Origin of the sequence: Peribacillus sp. NPDC101481, assembly GCF_044767165.1 — a bacterium.
Classification (GTDB): domain Bacteria; phylum Bacillota; class Bacilli; order Bacillales; family DSM-1321; genus Peribacillus.
The window spans coordinates 1,414,622-1,431,409 of the sequence record NZ_JBIWNJ010000001.1; the positions used below are offsets into that span (position 1 = coordinate 1,414,622).

15 protein-coding genes and 1 riboswitch are annotated in these 16,788 nt (G+C 42.6%); of the genes, 2 read left to right on the top strand and 13 right to left on the bottom strand.

What is annotated here, in order from left to right; genetic code table 11:
- Positions 1-20: 20 nt before the first annotated feature.
- The 4 genes from pdxA to ACIROD_RS06815 all read right to left on the bottom strand — a co-directional run bounded on the left by pdxA (position 21) and on the right by ACIROD_RS06815 (position 5,134).
- Entirely contained in the window at positions 21-1,016 is a 996-nt protein-coding gene (gene pdxA / locus ACIROD_RS06800; RefSeq protein WP_402938917.1) for a 4-hydroxythreonine-4-phosphate dehydrogenase PdxA, read from the bottom strand.
- Positions 1,016-2,308: a four-carbon acid sugar kinase family protein gene (locus ACIROD_RS06805; RefSeq protein WP_402938919.1), complete on the bottom strand. Its 1,293-nt coding sequence runs from the start codon at positions 2,306-2,308 to the stop codon at positions 1,016-1,018. The genes pdxA and ACIROD_RS06805 overlap by 1 nt, the downstream gene beginning before the upstream one ends.
- Before the next feature lie 28 nt (positions 2,309-2,336).
- A complete protein-coding gene (locus ACIROD_RS06810; RefSeq protein WP_402938922.1) occupies positions 2,337-3,311 on the bottom strand; it encodes a 2-keto-3-deoxygluconate permease in 975 nt (324 codons plus the stop codon).
- A gap of 155 nt (positions 3,312-3,466) precedes the next feature.
- Entirely contained in the window at positions 3,467-5,134 is a 1,668-nt protein-coding gene (locus ACIROD_RS06815) for a sigma-54-dependent Fis family transcriptional regulator (protein ID WP_402938925.1), read from the bottom strand.
- A gap of 306 nt (positions 5,135-5,440) precedes the next feature.
- Between ACIROD_RS06815 and ACIROD_RS06820 the strand changes: the two genes are divergently transcribed.
- Positions 5,441-6,241, top strand: coding sequence for an NAD kinase (locus tag ACIROD_RS06820; protein ID WP_402938928.1), 801 nt, complete (start codon positions 5,441-5,443; stop codon positions 6,239-6,241).
- A 38-nt stretch (positions 6,242-6,279) separates the two neighbouring features.
- Here the strand turns inward: ACIROD_RS06820 and ACIROD_RS06825 are convergent, their stop codons facing one another.
- The 5 genes from ACIROD_RS06825 to ACIROD_RS06845 are packed head-to-tail and all read right to left on the bottom strand — an operon-like array spanning position 6,280 to position 9,866.
- Positions 6,280-7,050 (bottom strand): TatD family hydrolase, encoded by a 771-nt coding sequence (locus ACIROD_RS06825; RefSeq protein WP_402938931.1) that lies wholly within the window; start codon positions 7,048-7,050, stop codon positions 6,280-6,282.
- Between the two features lie 18 nt (positions 7,051-7,068).
- Positions 7,069-7,812 (bottom strand): ABC transporter ATP-binding protein, encoded by a 744-nt coding sequence (locus tag ACIROD_RS06830; protein WP_101222942.1) that lies wholly within the window; start codon positions 7,810-7,812, stop codon positions 7,069-7,071.
- The gene (locus ACIROD_RS06835; RefSeq protein ID WP_402938933.1) at positions 7,796-8,578 is read right to left on the bottom strand and encodes an ABC transporter permease; all 783 of its coding nucleotides are present in this window, start codon (positions 8,576-8,578) and stop codon (positions 7,796-7,798) included. The genes ACIROD_RS06830 and ACIROD_RS06835 overlap by 17 nt, the downstream gene beginning before the upstream one ends.
- A complete protein-coding gene (locus ACIROD_RS06840) occupies positions 8,575-8,859 on the bottom strand; it encodes a thiamine-binding protein (protein WP_034309193.1) in 285 nt (94 codons plus the stop codon). Before ACIROD_RS06840 ends, ACIROD_RS06835 begins: the two co-directional genes overlap by 4 nt.
- A gap of 11 nt (positions 8,860-8,870) precedes the next feature.
- Positions 8,871-9,866 (bottom strand): ABC transporter substrate-binding protein, encoded by a 996-nt coding sequence (locus tag ACIROD_RS06845; RefSeq protein ID WP_402898423.1) that lies wholly within the window; start codon positions 9,864-9,866, stop codon positions 8,871-8,873.
- A 133-nt stretch (positions 9,867-9,999) separates the two neighbouring features.
- Positions 10,000-10,109, bottom strand: a riboswitch (TPP riboswitch).
- Between the two features lie 313 nt (positions 10,110-10,422).
- On the opposite strand from ACIROD_RS06845, the gene ACIROD_RS06850 reads away from it, so the two are divergent.
- Entirely contained in the window at positions 10,423-11,244 is an 822-nt protein-coding gene (locus ACIROD_RS06850; RefSeq protein ID WP_402938936.1) for a protein-glutamine gamma-glutamyltransferase, read from the top strand.
- Between the two features lie 67 nt (positions 11,245-11,311).
- Here ACIROD_RS06850 and rarD read toward each other — a convergent pair whose 3' ends face one another.
- The 4 genes from rarD to ACIROD_RS06870 all read right to left on the bottom strand — a co-directional run bounded on the left by rarD (position 11,312) and on the right by ACIROD_RS06870 (position 16,743).
- The gene (gene rarD / locus ACIROD_RS06855; protein ID WP_402938939.1) at positions 11,312-12,241 is read right to left on the bottom strand and encodes an EamA family transporter RarD; all 930 of its coding nucleotides are present in this window, start codon (positions 12,239-12,241) and stop codon (positions 11,312-11,314) included.
- 80 nt (positions 12,242-12,321) lie between these two features.
- Complete coding sequence (locus ACIROD_RS06860; RefSeq protein ID WP_402938942.1) at positions 12,322-13,923, bottom strand: amidohydrolase; 1,602 nt, start codon at positions 13,921-13,923, stop codon at positions 12,322-12,324.
- Between the two features lie 150 nt (positions 13,924-14,073).
- On the bottom strand, positions 14,074-15,657 hold the full coding sequence (gene mbcS, locus ACIROD_RS06865) for an acyl-CoA synthetase MbcS (protein WP_402938945.1): 1,584 nt from the start codon (positions 15,655-15,657) through the stop codon (positions 14,074-14,076).
- Between the two features lie 879 nt (positions 15,658-16,536).
- On the bottom strand, positions 16,537-16,743 hold the full coding sequence (locus ACIROD_RS06870) for an alpha/beta-type small acid-soluble spore protein (RefSeq protein ID WP_034309203.1): 207 nt from the start codon (positions 16,741-16,743) through the stop codon (positions 16,537-16,539).
- Between the last annotated feature and the right edge of the window lie 45 nt (positions 16,744-16,788).

Here is a 16,788-nt window from a genome sequence, read left to right on the forward strand (position 1 = left end):
CATCCTGGCAGCTTCTCTATTTATTGCTTTGGTGCTAATTCAATTGCTGACTGAATGGCCGCAAGCATGCTTTTTTCATCAGCGATGTTCTTTCCAGCGATATCAAAGGCTGTGCCATGATCTACGGAAGTTCGGACTATGCCGCCCTTGAGCCCTACAGTAATATTGACCCCAGCCTCAATTCCCATAACCTTGATTGGGGCATGTCCCTGATCATGATAACAGGCAATGACAATATCAAAATCCCCACGGCCAGCCCGGAAGAACAATGTATCTGCAGGAAGCGGCCCGCTTACATTGATTCCCTCAGCCTGTGCCTTCTCTATTCCAGGCATTAACTTCTCTTCTTCTTCACCATTTCCAAATAAGCCATTTTCCCCTGCATGAGGGTTTATACCACAAACGGCGATGCTTGGGTTTTGGAAGCCCGCCTTTGTCAGCGTTTCATGTGCAAGCTTAATTACTTTGTACGTCCGTTCAGGATTAATGCTTTCAATAGCTTCAATCAGCCCCATATGAGTCGTCAAATGGATGACCTTTAAATTGGGAGTGGTCAGCATCATCGAAAAGTCATTTGTATCCGTAAGGTCAGCAAGAATCTCTGTATGACCCGGATACATATGACCACCTTTGTGGAGCGCTTCTTTATTCAGTGGGGCTGTACAGATTGAATGAATTTTCTTCTCCTTTGCCAGGTCGATGGCCTTTGCCAAGTATTGAAAGGCGCCGTCTCCCGCTAAGGCAGATACCTCTCCAAACGGAAGGTCCAAAGGTAGGATGTCCAGATCCAGAACATCTATCGAACCGAACTCATATTTCGCCTCTGCAGGATCTTTTATGGCATGAACCATCCCCTCAAAGCCTACGATAGGCTTTACCTTTTCTATTATTTTCGCATCTCCGATAATAAGCGGCCTGCACTGTTGATACACCTCAACGTGAGACAATGCTTTTACGATAATTTCCGGGCCAATTCCCGCTGCATCTCCCATCGTAATTCCGATAATGGGTCTCATCAATCATTCTCCCCCTTCAACTTATTCATCGCATGGATAAATACGTCCTCTGAACCAAATCCTCCAGCTTTCGTGACGACATGAATAGCGTCATTACCTAGGAATTTGGAGATCGGGACCCCTATTTCCAGTTCATCCAGCAATTCGAAACCTTTTACATCCCATAGATTGCATATTTGCTTGGCAGTATCGCCGCCTGTCATTGTCACACCTTTAAAATATTGTTTCTCTAACAGGACAGAACATACTGTTCCAATCGCTTTCACAATCTCGTTACTGACCTGTGTATGAGTAAGGCCTTTAGATTCGCCTGTTTTCCAAGCCCTTTCAATATCCGCGTTTTCTGCAGTGGAATAAATGACGACATCCTGCCCTTGTGCTGCCATTTGGATGGCCTCATGATAAACTCTCCTGATTTCCTCAGTTCTTTCCCGGTCGTCCCCTACAGCTTTATGGGACTCGAATGATATGGCATGTACCTGGGTCTGTTCCAACATTTTTTTCAATTGTTTCCGTGAATTCTTATTTACACTTCCGATCACTGTAAGGACCGGCGAGCTTGAATTAGGGATCTTCAATCGATTTTCCTTGTTTGGTATGGAATAATGGTCAGGCAGGTAATTGGCGATCCCTGCCGACCCCGCCCATGCCACGTCAATATTCATTTCCTTTGTATAATTCAATATGTCTTTCAAATGCTGCTCTTCGGTTGCATCGATGATGATATACGTTATCGAATCCTTTGCAAAACCTAATAACATACTGTTCACATGGTTTTTGCCTTTGTCCAAATCCTTCACTGTAATTGTACCAATTTTATGTGATGTCTGGGCGCCAATCAACTCTGGCAGATAAGATTGGGTCACAGGCGTTTTTGGGTCCTTGGAAATCTCTGTTTCTCCAAGAGGAATACCATTTAAATAGTGGGTAGAACCCAGAATTGATCTTCCATTTTTAGGATAACCCGGAGCGATCATGACTAAATCCGGCCTTACAGCATCATAGATGGCATCTATTTCAGCACCGATATTTCCGCGCATTGTCGAATCTAGCTTTTTGAAGATCGTTGAGAAGCCAGCCCGCTTTAAAAAGCCTGCCGCTGCCTTGACTTTATCATAAGCATCCTGCCTCTCAAGTGAGCGGCTGTCTGTATCAAATACGACGGCATCATAATCCCGTACATTTTCTTCATCCAATCCAAATAGTACGGTCGTTTTAAGACCATGTCGAGCCAATTGGACTCCGCTATCATTGGCGCCAGTTAAATCATCCGCAATAATCGCTAATTTCATTTAAATCCCCTCCAAAGCATGGGCTAGCCTAATTATTGTATTTAGCCACTCCACCCTTCTTATCCAAATGCTTGGATAGGAAGCCGATGAATATCGGGAGAAGAATAGCTGTTGTCACGACACTTGCTGCAATTTGTACAGTAGCAAGCTCCGCATGGATCCCGAATGAAGCATTCGCTGCCACGATAGCCACCGGAGTCCCGACGGCGTTACCCGCAGTGGAGCCTTCAGAAGCACCGACAATCGGGTTCCATCCTATCCACTTAAAGATCAGATACCCTCCTCCACCAGTTAGGAGAACTGTAATCACACCAAGCAATACTCCACTTAATCCACCTTGGATTATCGCTGTGAAATTAATCCCCATTCCTAATGAAAAAGCAAAGAACGGAACAAGCTTATCGCTTCCTTTAGAAAGAAAATCTTTCATCTCGGAATCTAAATTCCCTAATACCACCCCGACTAGCAGCGGAAGCAATACGGCAATGAACGAAGTTGGAGAGAACATGCCATCAGCGAAGCCCATTGTCCCGAAAATAGCAAGCGCTACCATTGTTAAGAATGGACCGTCACTTAAAGCGAGAAATGGGTAGGCGGCCTTGTCTTCTTCCTTTCCATACTGACCGGCTAATGCAATATAAAGCCCGCCATTGGAATTTGTCATGGCAGCAATAATTGCCAATGGTGCCATTCCTAAAAACAATCCGTTACTATCGGCCAGCCAGAATCCAAGTAGGCCGACCAGTGCTCCTAACACCCACTTATATGTTAAAAGTGTAACGCCCTTTTTCACCGAAGTGCCTGCTGTACGAAGATTGATTTGCGTTCCGGCAATTAAGAGGAATAATGCTATCAAAGCACTTGAACTGTTCACGAACAGTTCTTCCGTAAAACCGCCAATCCTTAATAGACTAGGAAATAATGTATTGATAGTGGCTGCCAGCAATAGCGGAACAACCATCATCCCCCCTGGGATACGATCAAGCGTTGCTTTAATTCTCATAATAAAAACCCCTTTGTTTTATTATTAAAGCGCTTACAATATTTATATTAAAATATGATGTTAATAAAAGCAACACTTATAAAAATATTAAACTATCTTTAATAAAAATAGTTTAAAAATGCAACACTTCGATCAAAAAAAAAGCAAACTTAAAGTCATTCTTTAAGTTTGCGCCATAATGTTGCCCGGTTGATCCCCAATCGTTCGGCAGTTTTCGTTTGATTATAATTTTCCTCTTTCAGAACTCGCTGAATGATATACTTTTCCATTTCTTTTAGCGTCGCTTTTTGTGAAACGAAGATATCAGTCGGAATGTTATTATCTTCTATTATTTTCTCAATGGTTTCCTTTCGTATCACATACTCTTTTTCATTTAAGGCTATTTGCTTAATTAACTGTTTTAAATCGTCGATGTTGTTAGGATACGAATACTCTTCCAGAAGAGCAAGGGCATCACTTTTTATATTCATAGCTGTCGTTCCATACGTTTGATGATAATAGGATAAAAAGAATTTCGTTAAGTTTCCTATATCGCTCTTTCGTTGCGATAAATCCTGCATATGAATCGTGTTTATTGCAAAATGCCCAGCAATGGCTTCGTTGACTTGACCATTTGATACAATGAATATCGCTAGACTTTTTCTGCAGCAAATGCTTAGAAATTCTCTTAATGGTTCATAATCATTTAGACAATCGATATTCTTCAGAGTTATGGTGCGGATATGCTCAAGAGGCAGTTTGTTAAGCTCAGCTTCCTTGAATTCTTTGAAATCAATTATAAGTAGCTTTCCATTTTTAGTTTGTTCATTATGTATATAATGTACAAGAAACTCCTTACCCGTCCCTCGATTTCCTTTTAGGTGAATGATTTCATGGTTCTTATAGAGTGCTGTTACATTATTTATCAGAACGGTATCCATGGCAACCGGTTCTGAGATGGAAGCTGCCTTGATCTGTACACCTTTTTGATCGAATCGTTTCACAGGACTCGCATCTAATACATAAACCCCATATGACGAGTACAAACCATCATGCCAAAAGCCGTCTACCTCTATACTGCTGCCATCCTGTGAAAAACTGGTATGAAGCTGCTTACTTACGTTTACTTCTCCATTCATGGTTCTATATTGATCATCGCTCAATGGGTTGGAGTCAAAATCCGTTAAATGCTCATAGACGATTTGATTATCACTATTTAAAATGACGATATTATGGACTTCTTTGACTAAAAGCCTTTCAAACATCCTATTGATGTCGCTTTTGTATTGAAGATAGGTAATCATTTCCCTAGCATCATTGATGGCCCTTATGATTGATTCCTTTCCCGATTGAATGAGGAATCCTTTCATTCCATAAGAGATGGTTGTATTTATTGTAATCACATCACCAACAATCTGTTTATAGCCTTCGTTTTTCAAAGTCAAGATGAGAGGAGCTACATCTTTTGATTCACGGACCGTATAAACCTGTAAAGGAAGGTCCAATAAGTCGATAATCGATTGGGCGCCTGATGTTATATTTGAAAATCCTACGATGGCCGTTTTATCTTTAAGCTCACTGGCCAATGTCAGGGATCGGATCATATCATAACCGGAAAGGTTCATGTCGATCACTGGGATATTGACCGATTTCTTAATTAACTTGGCCGTTCCTCCCCGGCTGATTATGGCATCCGCTCCGTTTTCCTCTTCCAATTTTGCAAGTTCAACACCCTTTTCCAAGTCGCCTATGGAATACCCTATTTCCAAGTCTGGATAAAGTGGCAAACACGCTTTTATAATTGGAATCATTGATTCATACGGCGCAATGATATGTACTTTCATACACATAACCTACTTTCTTATATATCCGAACCCTACCCTTTGTATGGCAGGGATTTAAAGAGCCCTTACTGAGAATTCATTATACCATTATTCTCTTTTCACTTCCTAAAAAGACGATCCTAGTTAATCATGCAAGAGCGGACCATTCTTTCTTTTCGTTACCGCTTTAACAAAAGTGCTTCATTCCATGATAAACTATGTCATATAAAAATGTACGAAATGTACAGTTGCATTTTGTACTGCGGTTTTACTTTTTCAAAAGAAAAGAAAGCCCTTTCATAAACATACATACTAGGAGGGATCATGATGAACACTCGAAGGAATATTTATTTTTTCCATGCACCGAATGCAGAGATGCTTAGCAAGGTTGAATACTTGTCAGACTTGGCGAAGCAACATTCGTATGAAGTCATCCAGGATTTCACAAAAGCAAACATCATCGTAAGCATCGGTGATGACGGCACATTCCTGCAGGCAGCCCGTAAAACCGGGTTCAGGGATGACTGTTTATATGCTGGCATTTCCACCACAGGTAACTTGAATATGTATTGCGATTTCCACTTGGAAGATACGGATAAAATGATCGATGCCATGACTAGAGAGCAAATCGAGGTGCGTAAATATCCAGCCATCGATATCCAATTGGACGATCAGCCCTCCTTTTATGCCCTTAATGAACTCAGTATCCGGTCTTCCATCACCAAAACGTTCATCATGGATATTTTCATTGATCGACTCCATTTTGAAACTTTTCGCGGGGACGGAATCATCATTGCTACTCCGACCGGAAGCACCGCCTATAATAAATCGGTCAATGGGGCGGTTGTCGATCCCCTTCTCCCTTGCTTTCAAGTGAGCGAGCTTGCTTCCATCAATAATAATACCTATCGGACCTTAGGCTCCTCATTCATTCTTAGCGGTGATAGGACTTTGACCATCCACCTTGAACAAAACGGACCAAGCTATCCGATCATCGGAATGGACAATGAAGCCTTAAGCATCAATCATGTCGAACAGGTAAAGGTCCGGTTAAGCGGTAAAGTCATCAAGACCGTTAAGCTAAAAGACAATTCCTTTTGGGAAAAGGTTAAAAGGACCTTCCTTTGAACGTACTAAAAAGGTACCGGATATGATAGCCGGTACCTTTAAATATGATAAAATTCTTTCGTATTTTGATAAAGGGTTTCATAAACATCCTCAATCGGCAATCCTTTAATCGAAGCAATTTGACGCACACTGTCATGCATCATGCCGGGATGGGTCCATTTCCCTTCGAAAACCCCTTCAAACTGCCATGGGCCATCCGTTTCAATCATCATCAGCTTAAGTGGGTATGCCGAAACTAATTCCTGTATTTCCCTCTCATAACAAACATCAGGTGTAATCGAAATGCGGTAGCCCTTTTCGGCCATTCTTTCGACTGTGCGGATATCTCCTTTAAACCAATGAAAGTGCGCCTTTGTGATTTGATGCTTATCCAAAAGGTCGCAAACGATAGGTGCATCTTCATGGACGGCATGAAGGATAACCGGCTTTTCCATCTCTTTAGCAAAAGCCAGGAACTTCTCCAATATCACTATATACGCTGAGTTATCCATATCGGGATTTTCCTGCCTTAGATAATAGGGCAGTCCAACCTCACCTATGGCAACCATATCTTGACGATGTTCCCGCATCCAGTTCAATAATTCGTTCACTTCTTCATCACTCGGGAGGGGCTGCTCTGGATGAAAGCCAAAGGCTGGCTTAACTCGGGAATCCTCCAGTGAAAGCTGATAATTGTTAATAGAAGAAGCCAAATTCATGGAAACAGTCAGCAAGGATTGCAAATGAACCTTTTCCATGTCAGTCAGAATCTGCTTCCGCTTAACAACATCATATTTATCCAAATGGATATGGCTGTCGATGATTCTCAAATTTAATAGCCTCCTTACTTAAGTAGAAAGAGTTGGCATTAATGCTGCATATAACTCTCTTTTCAAATGAAAAAATTCATCACTAAGAAGCTGTTCTTCACTTCTTGGCCTTGGAAACGGAACTTTGACTTCTTTGATGACCGCAGCCGGTTTTGCAGATAACACATAAATTCTATCGGATAGGAAAACCGCTTCATCTATGCTATGCGTAACAAAAAGCACCGACCTCCGATTTTCCTCCCAAACCGACAACAGCCATTTTTGCATTTGCAATCTTGTCAGTTCATCCAAGGCAGAAAAGGGTTCGTCCAGGCACATCAAGTCCTGTGGACTTAAGATACTCCGGATGAATGCGGACCTTTGCTTCATGCCTCCTGATAATTCATGCGGATATGCTTTCTCATACTCTTCTAATCCAGCTTTCATCAATAGGGCTTTTGCCTTTTCTTTATCTCTGATCCCAGCAAGTTCACTTCCCAGCAAAACATTTTCCAATACCGTTCTCCAAGGTAAAAGGGAAGGCTGCTGCGGCATATAGCTGATATGGCCCTTTAAACCATTTATCTTTTTACCATCCAGTGAAATGATGCCATGATCCGGCTTCAAAATACCTCCGATCAAGTGGAACAAAGTACTTTTACCGCTGCCCGATGGCCCAAGGATCGTGACAAATTCCCCATCATCCACACGAAAATTCATGTTCTCCAATATATTCTGTTTACCATCGAAAGAATAGGAGACATCTTTAATTTCCAGCTTCATCCTTGCCGCCCTCCTTTCTCTTCCAAGAAACTAAGTATTTCTCCAGGAAGGTGATGATTCCAAAAAAGACCAGGCTCATTCCCATAATGATGAAAATGGCAACAAACACTCGGTCTGTCCTGAACGCAGAGGACGCGAGCGTCATATAAACACCAATCCCCGATTTTGCCCCGAGCCACTCTGAAATAACCGCACCCATTACGCTATAGGTGGCCGAAATTTTCAGGCCGGAGAAAATGAACGGGATTGAGTGAGGAAATTCCAGCTTCCAAAATAACTGGTTTTTCCCCGCTCCCATCATCTTGAAATAATGCTTAAGTTCGTATGGTGTCTGGCGAAAACCGTCCAATGATGCAACCGCAACCGGAAAAAAACATACGAGCGAAATCACTATTAGCTTAGGCAGCATGCCAAAGCCAAACCAGATCACCAATAGCGGGGCCAAAACTATGATAGGTATATTTTGTGATAGTATGAGCAGAGGATAAACCGCGTCCTTCACACCTGGAAATAGGTGTAAGGTTGCAGCAACCAATAAGCCGATGCAGCTTCCAATAAAAAAACCCGACAACGCAAGCTCGGTTGTCGATATAAGGTGTCCGTAAAGATTGCGCGACGACTCAATTCCTTCAATGAAAATGGCCGATGGAGCGGGAAGCAGCCATTCTTCAACCTTCAATAAGACTGTCACTGACTCCCAAACTATCAGCAACAATAATAAAAGAAAGAAGGGAGCCCCCTTCTTCCAAATTCCCCTTCCGATCATGCCCGATATTTCTCCGTTAACGTATCCATCGTAATCCCGCTTGGCTGATATAATATTTTCACTTGGGAAATGACATTCGGCGATCCTATTTCGATCATTCTTACATTCATTTTTTCTATCACGGCAAAAAGTTCGGAAAGCTCGCCCTCCATTGTCGTTTCAAGGGGGTGAACCTCATACTTGACACCAGATTCTTCAATGATCTTGATTGCTTCATCGACCATAGGGATGACATTTTCCCCTTTAGGAATAATTTGTATACTAATTAATGAATTGGCCATCGTATTTCCTCCTATTTTGGTAAAAATTCATTGGTAAATGCCTTTTCAGGATCGAAATCACCTTCAAGAAGCTTGTTTTCAGTCATCCAATCACTGTAATTCTTCCAGATTTCCAGTTTTTGTTCACCCCAACGCGGAGCATCATCCTGATACTTGGCTGCAAGCCACTCCTGGCTTTTCTTAACTAGTTTTGCATCAAGATCCGGCGCAGACTTAATTAACATGTCTGCTGCATCAGCAGGATTCTTAATCGCAAACTGGTACCCTTTTGATGCTGCATGAACGAATGCTTTAACAGTTTCGGGATCTTCTTTTATCATCTTTTCATTTGTAGTCAAAACAGGCGTATAGTAATCAAGCTTATCAGAGTATTCGGTTAAGTAAACCATATTAAGCTTTTCATTTCGCAACTCAGCCTCAATGCCTGTCCATCCATAATAAATCCAGGCAAAATCTATATCCCTTTTAACCGAAGTGAAAAAATCCATGTCTCCTGTATTGACTATATCCACTTTATTTACATCCGCATTTTCTTTTTTCATGAGTGAATCAATAATGGCCTTTTCAACCGGAGAACCCCAGCCACCATACGTTTTCCCTTCAAAATCCTTGGGAGTTTTAATGTTCTTTGCCTCAGGGGAAGCGAATCCAGAGGTATTATGCTGGATGACTGCAGCAACCGAAACAATTGGCACGCCCTGCACGCGGGCCTGTGTTATGCCCTCCTGGTAGCTCACGCCAAATTCAGATTTTCCTGAAGCGACAAGCTTATCCGCTCCAGCTTCACCTGGCATGATAATTTCCACATCAAGACCTTGCTCTTTAAAGTAACCTTTTTCCTTGGCAACATACAATCCTGTATGGTTTGTATTCGGTGTCCAATCGAGCACGACCGATACCTTTTTTAATTCTTCATTTTTAGATGCTTCTTCTTTTTCATTAGTTCCGCCTGCACCACATCCAGCCAAAAGGAACAACGAAGTTAACAGTGGTAAGAATTTATTCAAGTTATTATCCTCCTACACATCATATAAGATCCATATGCCGGAACCATAATGGGGCTCCAGGGTCTATTCAAATACTGGATAAAAAGCAAAAAACGCCCGAAGATGAATTCGGACGTTAACATACAAAACAGAAAGTCAGTAATAATATGTTCCCTCCGCTGGCATCACCCAGATCAGGTTCAAAGAGTCAGCATCTAAAGGATGCAATCTCAGCCAGCAGTACTGGCCCCCCTACATTTCTCGCACATATGAACTTTTCTCTCTCATTATATCAATTCATAGGGAAAAGGGAATACTAATTTGCTTCTTATCACTAATTGGAAAGGTATTCCTTACTCTTAAGGATATCTAGCAAAACATCTTTTGGAACGAAAATCATTGAAATCAATGTAATTCTGCCTCTTTTCATTCCAATCATTCTTGACTGCAGCAGTGGCTGACAATTTCTAAATAGTCATTTCTTTGCAGGCATTCATATAATGAACATTATCTGTAGACATTTATGTTTACTGGTTTTATAAACCGTTAATTTAATAAGCAAAAGGTGGATATGATCATGATAAAGATTAATCACAGATGGTTAGATGTCAGTCACATCCAACCAGGAATAGCATCTGCTAAGTCGCTTGAAATTCTCCAATTGCTGGATGAAGATACTAACGTTTTTGAATACCGGAATTTTGGAGAGTTTAATTTCGATATACAGCTGCGGCGCCATGTCATTGAGGCAGCGATTTCATTGAATAAAAGTGAGGTAGAATTTTCAACACTTGAGGAATCGCAATCCAATAAACAATATTGGCACCTTTCAAAGGGTGGCACCTTCACCCTTCAGCCAGGGATACTCCCTCATGCTGCACTTCTGGACATTTTCATGAATGGAAGGCTTTATGCTTTCGAATGCGGGACGGCAATAGTCGTCACTTTTTTAAAGGCGATTTTGGATTTGATCGGCCCTAGGAATTTCGATTACCTTTTTTCAAACCTTTTTTTATATGACTGGCGCCCTCCGGAGAATATGGCTCTTAATATTCATCAAGGAAGGGATTATTTACCAGGCGATTGCGTTTACTTCATAAACCCTGATCACGACGAGTCAACTCCTGAATGGCAAGGTGAAAATGCCATATTATTAGGGAATAACCTCTTTTATGGCCACGGAATCGGGATTACCACTTCACAGGGAATCATCAATGAATTGAATAGCAATAGAAAGCCGTACGCAACCAAATCAGCATTCCTGACAACGCATATCATTTTCCTGGATAGTTCCTTCTATAGTCAATTCCAACTAAATAGAGCAAAGCCCGATCACTGTCCTGTCAGCCTTTCCAATTGTATTGTTTCTGAAATAGGTTCGAAGATTTACCTTTCATGACCTCTTTGTTTTATATACCCGCATAAAAAAATGCTTGGGGAGAGATCTCCCAAGCATTTTTTCTTATTCATGCACCAATATTCCCTTTGCCTTTAAGCCTGCGGGCATTCGCCTGACCCCATTTCGTTATGGATAGTGTATAAACAGCCAAGGCTGACCATATGAACAAAAAGGCTAAAAGATGTGCTTTGGTAAAACTTTCATGATAGATGAATACGCCTATCAATAAAGATAAGGTCGGAGCGATATACTGAAAAATGCCAAGCATCGATAACGGGATCTTCTCCGCCCCTTTCGCAAAATATAAAAGAGGCAAGGCCGTGGCAATCCCGCCGCCCACCAGCAGCAAGCTTGTGCTCCCATCTGTAAAGAACTGCATTTCTGATTGGTTCATCAAGTAGATCAGGTAACCTAGGGCCAGAGGCGTTACCATCATCGTTTCAAGAGTCAGCCCGATCGCCGCTTCAGCCTTGATCATTTTTTTTGCCAGACCGTATAATCCAAAGGTCATGGCCAAAACAAGAGAGATCCACGGGATCGTGCCGAAATGAATGCCCAGGATCAAGACTCCGATTCCTGCAAGCAGGAATGAAATGATTTGGGCCCCGCTCAATTTTTCTTTTAAGACTATCACTCCCAATAGTACACTGACTAGCGGATTGATATAATATCCAAGGCTCGTGTCGAGGATCCGTCCTGTATTAACGGCCCAGATGAACACTCCCCAATTAGCTGTAACAAGCAGTGACGCCGTAAGTAATGCCACAAAGAGTTTGGGATTTCCCAATATGTTTTTGACATAGACAAGAAACGCCTGCCATTTTTTCATGAACATCAATAAAACCAGCATGAACACGAAAGACCATAATACCCTCTGAGCTAAAATTTCTATTGCACCGACTCCCTGAAGGAACTTCCAGTAAATCGGCACGATTCCCCACATCATGTAAGAAAGGGCTGCATAAATCGCCCCTTCTTTTTGTTCATCCACTTTCATAACAAGCCTTCTTTCCATTTACATTCCTTTATCTAATTCCATCTAACAATTTTGTATTTCCATTTCTTTTTTTGCAACTGTTAATTTTTATCATACATGATTTTATCATCGATGACCGTCATGACCGCCTCAGCTTTTAGGAGGTCATCCGGCGCAACAGCAAAGACATCCAGATTAAACACGGTAAAATCGGCATCGTACCCTTTATTGATCACACCGCGGCGTTTTTCCTGGCCGATTGCTGCAGCACTCCCTTTGGTATACAATGCGAAAGCCTCGTAAACGGAAAGCCTTTCAGACAAGCCATATACGGTATGGTCCTCACTATTGATTTTCATCCTTGTGACAGCTGCATGAATGCCCAAAATTGGATTTAATGGCTCAATGGGTGCATCCGACCCACCCGCACAAATGATGCCCAAATTCAAATAGGTTTTCCAGGCATATGAGGATTCCAACAGATTGGCTGGAACCTTTTCTTCCACCCACGGAAAATCGGACGGGACGAAGCCCGGTTGGATATCAAAGATTAACGGCAGCTTTGCCGCCCGCTGCAACAGCTCCGGCCGGACGATCTGTGCATGGATGAGCCGGTCCCTCTGTCCCTCTTGCGGGGGGAGTGACTCAATTGCATTCAAGACGTATTCAAAAGCGAGATCGCCAATCGCATGGACAGCAATCGGCATTCCGGCAGCCCTTGCTTTTTTCACCCATTCCTGAAGCTCGTTTTCAGTGAATATCGCGACTCCATTCGTATTCTTTTGATCTACATAAGGCTCGCTCAACAGGGCTGTTCGTCCCCCTAAGGAGCCATCCGTAAATATCTTCATGCTGTCGAATTTAATATATCGCGTACCTTTCTGATAACCGCCTCCTGCTGCCAGCATTTCTTCAAACGCTTCATGATGGACAAGCAAGTTCGCGCGAAAGGCCATTTCCCGGTCCTCGATTACCGATTTAAACGCCTGATATGTCGGCATGAAGCCATTATAGTAATGGAGGTCCTCAGTATGTCCGCCAGTCAAACCTAGCTTATATGCGTCTTCTATGGCCTCTGTGAGTGCGTTTTCGATATACTCTTGATCAATGCCGGGAAGACTGTCTAAAATAAGGTTCTGTGCCTGACTTTCTTTAAATAAACCATTTAAACGTCCGTCATGATAACGGCAAATCACCCCGCCTGAAGGTTCTTTAATATCTTCTTTAATATCCGCTTCCAAAAGGGCGCGGGAATTGACCACCAAGGCATGACGGCAAATCCTTTTCAATACGATGGGATGTTCCGTCGATATCACATCGAGCTCATCCCGTAATATCAATTCAGGACTCGGCCATTCGTTTTCATTCCACCCTTCGGCAACGATCCACTTTCCAGCCGGGGTCTTTGAGCACTTTTCCTTCAAGGATTTCATGATCGACTCCCTGCTATCCATCAAAGAGAGGTCTAAACGAAGCAGCCTTTCACCATGCCCGACCAAATGAAGGTGACTGTCCACTAACCCCGGCAGCATCGTTTGTCCTTTTAAGTCGATTTCCCTGGAAATATTGCCGGCATACTCATTTTTCAAATAGCCCTGGCTGCCGGTATCAACAATTACCCCCTTTTCAGTGTAGACTGCCTCCACTTGATCATTTTCTTTAATCATCGTATAAATCGACCCATTGAACCATAACGTTCCCACCGGCTTTACACTCCTTATTAAATGATTGTTACTGTGCAGATATGCAGTAAGTGTACCATCTCATATCACGAATTCCCATATTTATGCTTTTACCCAAGCCCCTGTCAATAAAAAACGCCAGCCTTGGAGGCTGACGGTCATGCATTTCGATCAATTGTTAAGGAGTGCTTCTTCCCTTTTCCGTAAATCCACCCGTTTGATTTTACCTGACGTCGTTTTGGGCAGCTCTTCTAAAAATTCGATTTTCCTTGGATATTTATATGGGGCAGTCAATTCTTTCACGTGCGATTGAAGCGTCTTGATCAAGTCCTGGCTGTTCGAATCGATATCATCCATCAAGACGACATACGCCTTGACCACATTTCCCCTTATTTCATCAGGACTTGCTATAACGGCACACTCTTTAACATATGGATGCTTAACGAGGGCATCTTCCACTTCAAACGGTCCAATCGTATATCCCGAGCTGATGATGATATCATCGGAACGACCCTCAAACCAGAAGTAACCATCCTCATCCTTTTTCGCCTGATCGCCAGTGATATAATAATCCCCACGGAATTGCTGCGATGTCCGCTCGGGATCTTTAAAATATTCTTTAAAGAGTGCAGGTGTATCGACATGTACGGCAATATCCCCCACTACACCAGGAGAACAGGGCTTACCGGAATCATCAATGATATCCACATGGTTGCCCGGTGTCGGTTTGCCCATGGAGCCCAATTTAATTTCCATTCCTTTTGTTACACCTACCAACAGGGTATTTTCGGTCTGTCCATATCCATCACGCACTTCAATATGGAAATGGTTTTTAAAGACCTCGAACACTTTTTGATTTAAAGGCTCTCCCGCTGATACAGCACTATGAAGATGGGATAAATCATAGTCATCAAGGTTTTCCACCTTTGCAATCAATCGATACTCGGTTGGTGTGCAGCATAATGCATTCACTTTGTAGTCCTGAAGCAACTGTAGATACTTTTTCGCCTCGAACTTCCCATGGTAAGCAAGACCGGTCGCTCCCGTTCCTAGAACCGCCAGGAAAGGACTCCAAATCCACTTTTGCCACCCTGGACCCGCAGTTGCCCAAACCACATCCGTTTCGCTGATGCCGAGCCAGTTTGCAGCAGACGTTTTCAAATGTGCATAAGCCCAGCCATGTGTATGGACGACCCCTTTTGGATTTCCTGTCGTTCCGGAAGTATACGATAAGAACGCCATATCCCCACTCTTCGTGTCGGCCATTGTCAGCTGATCGGATTCTTTGCCGGCAAGCTCATTCAAATCCAACCAATTTTCGATTCGTTTTCCGATTGAGAATTTCAGAAGGCTTTCCGCTCCTTCTATTTCATTCAATTCATGAGTATATTCATGATAACTGATGATTCCTTTAACATCACCATGGTTGACTCGATACTGCAAGTCTTTCGCACGAAGCATTTCCGAACAAGGTATGACAATCATGCCAATTTTCAATGCGGCTAAATACACTTGATATGCTTCCACCAAACGAGGAATTATGATAAGGACCGTATCACCTTTACCCAGTCCTTTTTTCTTTAAGGCATTTCCAATTTTATTTGCACTTTTTAATAAATTCTCATATGTAAGTTGTTTTTTATCTCCGGTTTCGTTCTCCCAGAGTACGGCAACTTTTTCTGGATCTTTTGCATAACGTTCCATTTCACTCACTAAGTTGTAATGTTCCGGAGCCAATAAGTCTTCACGCTTCATATTCTTCCCCTCCAATTATGAACTCTTAGTACCTACTCATTATACAAGATACTTCTCTAATATTTCTATTTATTTTTACAAATAAATAAAGAGAGCGGGTTTAGGAACCCACTCTCTTATAGCCTTTTGACAACTCTTAAAGTGAGTTTGTCTGCAGTTTTTCTTTTTGAAAATTCCGCTGATTTCAGAAACCTGCTCCCTTTCCGCCGACTGTCTGCCAAGCCTCCTCGGCACAAGCGCCTGCGGGGTCTTGGCTAGCCAGTTATTCGGCAGGAGTGTCGCAAATCTCTTCCATCCTTTAAGAAATACTGTAAAAAACTATGAAGGATAATCTAGTTTACTTTTAAAATTTTGGTTCGGGGCGAGAGCAATTCGGAACTCCTTTTGCCGGAAAATTGATGGAACCGCCAGACTGTAGACGAATTGGAGAAGATTAGCCAGTTTCCCTACAATATTTCTTAAAATAGAAGTTCCAGTGATTGGAACGTAAGGTACGAGACTCCTGTGGGAAAAGCGTGGCCAAGGGAGACCCCGCAGGCGAGCGCCGAGGAGGCTCCCGGACCGCCCGCGGAAAGCGAGTGCCTGGAGTGGAAATCATTACACATACCCCTTTCGGAAATCCGCTCTCTTTCCGCCGACTGTCTGCCAAGCCTCCTTGGCGCAAGCGCCTGTGGGGTCTTGGCTAGCCAGTTATTCGGCAGGAGTGTCGCAAATCTCTTCCATCCAATAAGGTTTCATATTATATAAAACAGTAAACAATTATGTAGTAAAACTAAGGAATTTATTAAATCGTTAATTATTCAGCCGTCCACGAATTCAGTCCGCAAACGTAAAGAGAGCGGGTGTTAAAACCCGCTCTCTGTAGCCATATTTATTAAATTATCTGTTGAAGCCTCCGCCTAATTGTTGTTCAGCCATTTGAACAAGGCGTTTTGTGATTTCTCCACCAACTGAACCGTTAGCGCGAGATGTTGTGTCGGCACCAAGTTGTACGCCGAATTCTGTAGCGATTTCATATTTCATTTGTTGTAGAGCTTGTTCCACTCCAGGTACCAATAATTCGTTTGAGCTGTTGTTGTTTGCCATGTGTTTTTCACCTCCTTGTGATTATAGAGTGTGTTAAAACACATG

What these genes read in the sequence shown, in the direction of transcription:
- pdxA (WP_402938917.1), bottom strand. Translation starts at nt 1,016, where the DNA reads ATGAGACCCATTATCGGAATTACGATGGGAGATGCAGCGGGAATTGGC.
- ACIROD_RS06820 (WP_402938928.1), top strand. Translation starts at nt 5,441, where the DNA reads ATGAACACTCGAAGGAATATTTATTTTTTCCATGCACCGAATGCAGAG.
- ACIROD_RS06805 (WP_402938919.1), bottom strand. Translation starts at nt 2,308, where the DNA reads ATGAAATTAGCGATTATTGCGGATGATTTAACTGGCGCCAATGATAGC.
- ACIROD_RS06835 (WP_402938933.1), bottom strand. Translation starts at nt 8,578, where the DNA reads ATGATCGGAAGGGGAATTTGGAAGAAGGGGGCTCCCTTCTTTCTTTTA.
- ACIROD_RS06870 (WP_034309203.1), bottom strand. Translation starts at nt 16,743, where the DNA reads ATGGCAAACAACAACAGCTCAAACGAATTATTGGTACCTGGAGTGGAA.
- ACIROD_RS06830 (WP_101222942.1), bottom strand. Translation starts at nt 7,812, where the DNA reads ATGAAGCTGGAAATTAAAGATGTCTCCTATTCTTTCGATGGTAAACAG.
- rarD (WP_402938939.1), bottom strand. Translation starts at nt 12,241, where the DNA reads ATGAAAGTGGATGAACAAAAAGAAGGGGCGATTTATGCAGCCCTTTCT.
- ACIROD_RS06840 (WP_034309193.1), bottom strand. Translation starts at nt 8,859, where the DNA reads ATGGCCAATTCATTAATTAGTATACAAATTATTCCTAAAGGGGAAAAT.
- ACIROD_RS06850 (WP_402938936.1), top strand. Translation starts at nt 10,423, where the DNA reads ATGATAAAGATTAATCACAGATGGTTAGATGTCAGTCACATCCAACCA.
- ACIROD_RS06815 (WP_402938925.1), bottom strand. Translation starts at nt 5,134, where the DNA reads ATGAAAGTACATATCATTGCGCCGTATGAATCAATGATTCCAATTATA.
- mbcS (WP_402938945.1), bottom strand. Translation starts at nt 15,657, where the DNA reads ATGAAGCGTGAAGACTTATTGGCTCCGGAACATTACAACTTAGTGAGT.
- ACIROD_RS06810 (WP_402938922.1), bottom strand. Translation starts at nt 3,311, where the DNA reads ATGAGAATTAAAGCAACGCTTGATCGTATCCCAGGGGGGATGATGGTT.